The following is a 5,661-nucleotide window of genomic DNA, read 5'->3' as shown; positions in this document are numbered from 1 at the left end:
ACCAGCGCGCCCGCGGTGCCGCGTATGCGCGCGCCGTCGGCTGCATGCCCGGCGGCGTCGAGCCCAACGTACTGCCGGAGTTCGTGCAAGGCATGCAGGCCGGGCGGGCGACGCTGCACTGCGAGTGATTCGCGACGCATGCACGGTCGCGCTGGCGCGACGGCCGCTTACACTCGGGGTTTGCCCCGACAGGTCATTGCCGATGAACTTCCGACTTGCGCCGTTGTCCGCCGGCCTGCTCGCCGCGGGCATTCTCTTCTCCGGCCTCGCCGCCACGTTGCCTGGCCACGCGCAGACCGCTGCGGGCGGCGCGTCCGCCACGCCGGCCGCGGTGCGTCCCGTGGTGCTGAAGGCGGCGCACCTGTTCGACGGCCGCAGCGGGCGCATGAGCGAGCCCGGCATGGTGGTGGTGCAGGGCGATCGCATCGTGGCGATCGGCAGCAACGCGAAGGTGCCCGACGGCGCGCGCGTGATCGACCTCGGTGATGCCACGCTGCTCCCCGGTTTCATCGACGCGCACACGCATATCGCCGACGACCATGACGACGACTGGGCCGCCGGCATCTACAACGGAATGATGCGTTTCCCCGCGGAACAGGCGTTCCATGCGGAGCGCAACGCGAAGGTCACGCTGGATGCAGGCTTCACCACCATCCGCGTGCTCGGCGCGGGCGACTTCATCGACGTCGCGCTGCGCAATGCCATCAACAACGGCTACGCGACCGGCCCGCGCATGATCGTCGCCGGGCACGCCATCGGTTCCACCGGCGGCCATTGCGACAGCGCGCCGTACCCGGTGAGCCGCGTGATTCCGTCGACGCCGCTGGAAGGCGTCTGCAACGGCGCCGAGCAGTGCCGCGAGGCCACCCGCCTGCAGATGAAGTACGGCGCCGACGTCATCAAGATCTGCGCGTCGGGCGGCGTGCTCAGCGAATCCGATCCGGTGGACGTGCCGCAGCTCACGCCTGACGAGCTGCACGCGATCATCTCCGAGGCCCACAACTGGGGTCGCAAGGTCGCCGCGCATGCGCATGGCGACACCGCGGCGCGACTCGCGATCGAAGCCGGCGTCGACTCCATCGAGCACGGCAGCTTCCTCAAGCCCGAAACGCTGCAGCTGATGAAGCAGAAGGGCGTGTACCTGGTGCCCACGCGCACGACGCTGCTGTGGACCGAATCGAAGCTCGCCGGCTACCCGCCGAAGATCGCCGCCAAGGCGCATGCCGCATTCACGTCGCACGAAGCGATGTTGCGCAACGCCATTCGCATCGGCACGCCGATCGCGCTGGGCACGGATGCCGCCGTGTTCCCGCACGGACTCAACGGTCGCGAGTTCGGTGATTACGTCGACGTCGGCATGACGCCGGCCGCGGCGCTGATGACCAGCAGCATCGGCGCAGCCAGACTGCTCGGCGTCGAGGGCGACACCGGCACGCTGGAAGCGGGCAAGTACGCCGACGTCGTGGCCGTGCCGGGCAACGTGCTCACCGACATCCGCGCCACCGAGCACCCGGTGTTCGTGATGAAGCAGGGCAAGGTCATACGCGGCGCAGAATGACGTCGCGATGGATGGCGGTCGCGGGGAGCGGCCGTGATCGATGCACACATGTCTTGAACCAGGGGAGGTGACTGATGGCAGCAGTGATAGCGGCGCCGGCGATGTACTGCCGCGCCTGTGCACAGTTGATCGATGCGCGCGCGGAGATCTGTCCGCGCTGCGGTGTGCGGCAGTTCGCGAGGGCGGGCCACAAGAGCCGAATGACCGCCGCCCTGCTCGCGTTCTTCCTCGGCGGCCTCGGCGCGCACAAGTTCTATCTGGGGCGCGTGGGTTGGGGGATCGCGTACCTGCTGTTCTGCTGGACGCTGATCCCCGGGATCGTCGCGTTCGTCGAATTCATCGTGTACCTGTGCACGTCCGACGAGGCGTTCGCGGCGAAGTACGGCTGACGCGCGCAGCGTACGTCGCTGGCAGTCAATCGCCGCGAGGGTTGGTCGTCGCTGCAGCGTCGCGATCGGCGCGGCGGCGGTCGATCGATTCGTCGTAACCGCCCGGGGCGCGGATGCCGCGATTCACTGCCGGTTGGTCGTTGACGGTGTCGCGCCGGGTCGGGGGATCCAGAAGGGCGGGTCGATCGCCCGGTTCAACCGGTTTTTCGCCCCCCGGTCGCGGTTGGCCATCCCCGCGCGATTCGCCCGGATCATCAGCGGACAGTGATCGTTCGCCGCTCATGGGAACCTCCCGCTCAACTGGCGACAGGACCGCTATAGCGCACCCGCCGTAACGGGCTGCGATCGCAAGGTTCCGCTCTCGTTAAACCCGTATCCGGGCTAAGCGGCCGTCGCCGATCGCAGCACCCTCGGGGGATGGCGGGCCCTCTGTGCTCCCTGTTCAGGCGGACCGCGCTAGCGTGTCTCCGAACCGAGAGGAGTATCCGTATGAAGCGTCTACAGATCGCATCGATGACTGCCGCACTGTTGCTTGCGGGCCCGGCGCTGGCCGGCCACGGGCACGGGCAGGGCAACGAGCAGCACGGTCACGGCGACCGCGACCATGGCCGCGTAGTACAGATGGGAGATCGCGACGACGATCACCATCACCATCACGACCGCGACCGCGACGACCGTCGTCACGACTGGAAGGCCGAAGGCCGCCACGACAATGGTCGCCACGTCGGCCAGTATCGCCACTGGGCACGTGGCCAGCGCCTGCCGGGCGCGTACCTTGCGCCGCGCTACTACGTGCGCGACTACCGCGTGTATCGCCTGGCGCCGCCGCCGCGCGGCATGGTCTGGGTGCGCCCGTACCAAGGCGACCCCAACTTCTACCTGGTGCAGGCGGCAACCGGCCTGATCTCGCAGATCCTCGGCCGCTGATCCCGACAGTCCGAAACGAAGAAGCCCCGCAATCGCGGGGCTTTTTTTGCGCGCTGCCGTCAGTCGGCCAGTCCGTCGCTGGAGGCGCATTGCGCAGGCGCGCTCGCGTCGCCGCTGACACAGAGGCGGAACGCGTGCAGGCCCGCCACCTGCCGCACGTCTCCGACCGCGACGTCGTAGCGACGACCCGTGCAGGCCTTGCTGTCGCTGCAGTCGTGCGGCAGCACGAGGTAGTGGCATCGACCGGATGCACTGCGCATGCATTCGAAGCGTGCGACGCCCGCTTCGACCGTCGCGCGGCTCGCCAGCAGGTACACGCCATTGGTGACCACGCGGTGCACGACGGTATCGCGACCGGAATGGAATCCGGCCAGCGAGGCCAGGAAGGCGAAAACAGCGAAGAGCGTGTCCATTTCCAACTCCGATTACATGTGGCGGAACAGCGCCATGAACGGCGCGCTGACGGTGAGCGTTTCGGGACGACCGCGCAGGCGCACGGTGCCGCGGCCGGTCTCGTCACGCGTGATGCCGGCGATCGCCTTGAGGTTCACGACGGTGGAGCGGTGGATCTGCTTGAAGACGTTCGGGTCCAGGCGCGCCAGCAGGTCGCGCACCGATGTGCGCAGCAGCGCTTCGCCGTCGGCCGTCACCACCGTCGTGTATTTGTTGTCGGCGCGGAAATAGGCCACTTCGTCGACCTGGATCAACCGCGTCTCGCGCCCCGCGCTCGCCGTGAGCCATGTCAGCGGCTCTGGCGCCGATGCTTCGCGCGGCAACGATGTGCCCAGCCGCGCGAGCAGACCGGCCAGTGCCTCGTCGCGCCCCTGCCCGAGTCGCGAGCGCAGGCGCTGCACCGTGGCATCGAGGCGGTCGGGCAACACCGGCTTGAGCAGGTAGTCGATCGCGCCGCGCTCGAACGCGTCGACCGCATGCTGGTCGTACGCAGTGACGAACACGATCTGCGTCCGCGGGCTGCTTTCGGCGGCCGCCGATGCCACTTCCAGCCCGGTCAGGCCCGGCATGCGGATGTCCAGGAAGGCGATGTCGGGCTGGTGCGCGGCAATCGCTTCCAGTGCGCTCGCGCCGTCCTCGCATTCGGCAATCACCCGCAACGTCGGCCAGGCGCGCTGCAACTGCGCCACGATCGCGTCGCGCAGGATCGCCTCGTCCTCGGCGACCACGCAGGTGGCGGTGGCTTCAGACATCGCGCACCGCCTCGTGCGCGGCCGGCACCGTCAGCGTGGCGGCGACACCGGCCGGGAAGTTGGGCACCACGGCGAGCGAGGCAGCGCCGTCGTAGGCCAGCCGCAGGCGCTCGCGCACGTTCTTCAGGCCGATGCCGGTGCCGCTGGTCGTGCCGCTCAGGCCTTCGCCGTCGTCGGCCACGGTGACGGCGACATCGTCCTCGTTGCGACGCGCGCGGATCCACACCGTGCCGCCGCCGGTACGCGGCTCGAGCCCGTGCTTGACTGCGTTCTCGACCAGCGTCTGCAGCATCATCGGGGGCATTGCGACATGTCGAAGCGTTTCAGGCACGTCGACCTGCACGCCGAGCCGGCTGCCCATGCGGATCTTCATGATCTCGAGGTAGGCAAGCGCGCGTTCGAGTTCGGCGCCGAGCGTCGACTGCTCGTCCTCGGTGCGCGGCAGCGAATGGCGCAGGTACTGGATCAGGTGGCCGAGCATCTCCTCGGCGCGCGGCGGATCGCTCCGCGTCAGCAGTTGCGCGCTGGCCAGCGTGTTGTACAGAAAGTGCGGCTCCACCTGCGCATGCAGCAGGTTGAGCCTGGCGACCGTGAGCTCCTTCTCGGTGGCCGTGCGCACCGCGGCGACGGTTTCGCCCCGGCGCCGGTCGGCCACGCGCCGCGTGATCGCGCGGGTGATCGCCTCGGCGTTCTCCAGGTTGGTGCCCTCGTCGACCAGGAACCAGTCACTCCACGCGCCGATCTGTGGCTCGCAGATCAGGGTGACGCTTCCGGTGTCCTGCGTGGGCGTCACCGTCGCGAGGATCTGGTTGTGCTGCGTGCCGAACGCCGACAACGGGTTCCAGCGCCCGAGCCCGTTGTAACTGTAGGTCGCCGGGCGCTGCACACGGGCGCGGATCTGCAGGCTGTCGCGCGCGCTCTGCACCTGCTCGATACCCGGCAACTCGCGGATCGCCGCGTCCAGCAGGTCGAACGCCTCGCCGGCCTCGAACGGGATCTCGATCTGGCGACGGTGGCGGTTCCCGAGCGCGTCCAGGTCGACCTGGCCGGCCACCAGCCGTACGCGGCGCAGGTGGGACAGCACGCCGGCGAACACGAGGGCGCCGACGGTGAAGTCGAACAGGATGGCGGGGAAGTCCCAGCGGCCGATCAGCGGGATGCCCGAATACAGCGCCGTGAACAGCAGCAGCAAGAGGAACCAGGCGACGGCGACTCGGAGCAGGAACAGGAGGCTCTTGAACACGGTGCGATTCCATTGGTGCGATGCGCCGACGATAGTGACGCGTCCGCGGTCGTCCATGCCGATGCGACGGAACGGGCGCGGCGCGGCGCGAAGCAGGGTGGACCCGGAGCGGACTCGGGTCGGGCCCCATCGATCGGGCGCCAAGTGCGCGGCTCGACGCCGTCTTGTCGCGCGGCACTCGATATTCGACGCATGCCAGTTACACACCGGCCGACGATTGTCCTGCTCGCCGCGGTGCTTGCCTTCGCGCCGTTGGCTGGGCAGGCACGACATCACGGCCACGGCCACGGCCAAGGGCACGCGCACGTCGGCTGGTTGCACGCGCGAATGGCCGCCATG

At 68.9% G+C, this 5,661-nt stretch carries 6 protein-coding genes; 3 read left to right on the top strand and 3 right to left on the bottom strand.

The genetic code is table 11. The annotated features are described in order from the left end of the window. Nucleotides 1–202 precede the first annotated feature (202 nt). The 3 genes from FW784_RS12045 to FW784_RS12035 all read left to right on the top strand — a co-directional run bounded on the left by FW784_RS12045 (nt 203) and on the right by FW784_RS12035 (nt 2,874). Nucleotides 203–1,558: a metal-dependent hydrolase family protein gene (locus tag FW784_RS12045; protein ID WP_149353585.1), complete on the top strand. Its 1,356-nt coding sequence runs from the start codon at nt 203–205 to the stop codon at nt 1,556–1,558. A gap of 74 nt (nt 1,559–1,632) precedes the next feature. Then, complete coding sequence (locus FW784_RS12040; RefSeq protein WP_235893673.1) at nt 1,633–1,947, top strand: TM2 domain-containing protein; 315 nt, start codon at nt 1,633–1,635, stop codon at nt 1,945–1,947. A 489-nt stretch (nt 1,948–2,436) separates the two neighbouring features. Further along, nucleotides 2,437–2,874, top strand: a complete 438-nt coding sequence (locus FW784_RS12035; RefSeq protein WP_149353584.1) for an RcnB family protein — start codon at nt 2,437–2,439, stop codon at nt 2,872–2,874. A gap of 59 nt (nt 2,875–2,933) precedes the next feature. Here FW784_RS12035 and FW784_RS12030 read toward each other — a convergent pair whose 3' ends face one another. From FW784_RS12030 to FW784_RS12020, 3 genes are read right to left on the bottom strand one after another with little or no spacing between them, the layout of a single operon-like run. Next, the gene (locus tag FW784_RS12030; RefSeq protein ID WP_149353583.1) at nt 2,934–3,287 is read right to left on the bottom strand and encodes a hypothetical protein; all 354 of its coding nucleotides are present in this window, start codon (nt 3,285–3,287) and stop codon (nt 2,934–2,936) included. A 12-nt stretch (nt 3,288–3,299) separates the two neighbouring features. Then, on the bottom strand, nt 3,300–4,079 hold the full coding sequence (locus FW784_RS12025; protein WP_149353582.1) for a LytR/AlgR family response regulator transcription factor: 780 nt from the start codon (nt 4,077–4,079) through the stop codon (nt 3,300–3,302). Continuing rightward, nucleotides 4,072–5,322, bottom strand: a complete 1,251-nt coding sequence (locus FW784_RS12020; protein WP_235893672.1) for a histidine kinase — start codon at nt 5,320–5,322, stop codon at nt 4,072–4,074. The genes FW784_RS12025 and FW784_RS12020 overlap by 8 nt, the downstream gene beginning before the upstream one ends. Nucleotides 5,323–5,661: the final 339 nt, after the last annotated feature.

Origin of the sequence: Cognatilysobacter lacus, from assembly GCF_008274655.1 — a bacterium.
GTDB classification, from domain to species: Bacteria; Pseudomonadota; Gammaproteobacteria; order Xanthomonadales; family Xanthomonadaceae; genus Cognatilysobacter; species Cognatilysobacter lacus.
This window is presented reverse-complemented; position numbering and strand designations above follow the sequence as displayed.

Excerpts from the sequence above, each read along its gene's own strand:
- FW784_RS12045 (WP_149353585.1), top strand. The coding sequence starts at position 203 with ATGAACTTCCGACTTGCGCCGTTGTCCGCCGGCCTGCTCGCCGCGGGC.
- FW784_RS12040 (WP_235893673.1), top strand. The coding sequence starts at position 1,633 with ATGGCAGCAGTGATAGCGGCGCCGGCGATGTACTGCCGCGCCTGTGCA.
- FW784_RS12035 (WP_149353584.1), top strand. The coding sequence starts at position 2,437 with ATGAAGCGTCTACAGATCGCATCGATGACTGCCGCACTGTTGCTTGCG.
- FW784_RS12030 (WP_149353583.1), bottom strand. The coding sequence starts at position 3,287 with ATGGACACGCTCTTCGCTGTTTTCGCCTTCCTGGCCTCGCTGGCCGGA.
- FW784_RS12025 (WP_149353582.1), bottom strand. The coding sequence starts at position 4,079 with ATGTCTGAAGCCACCGCCACCTGCGTGGTCGCCGAGGACGAGGCGATC.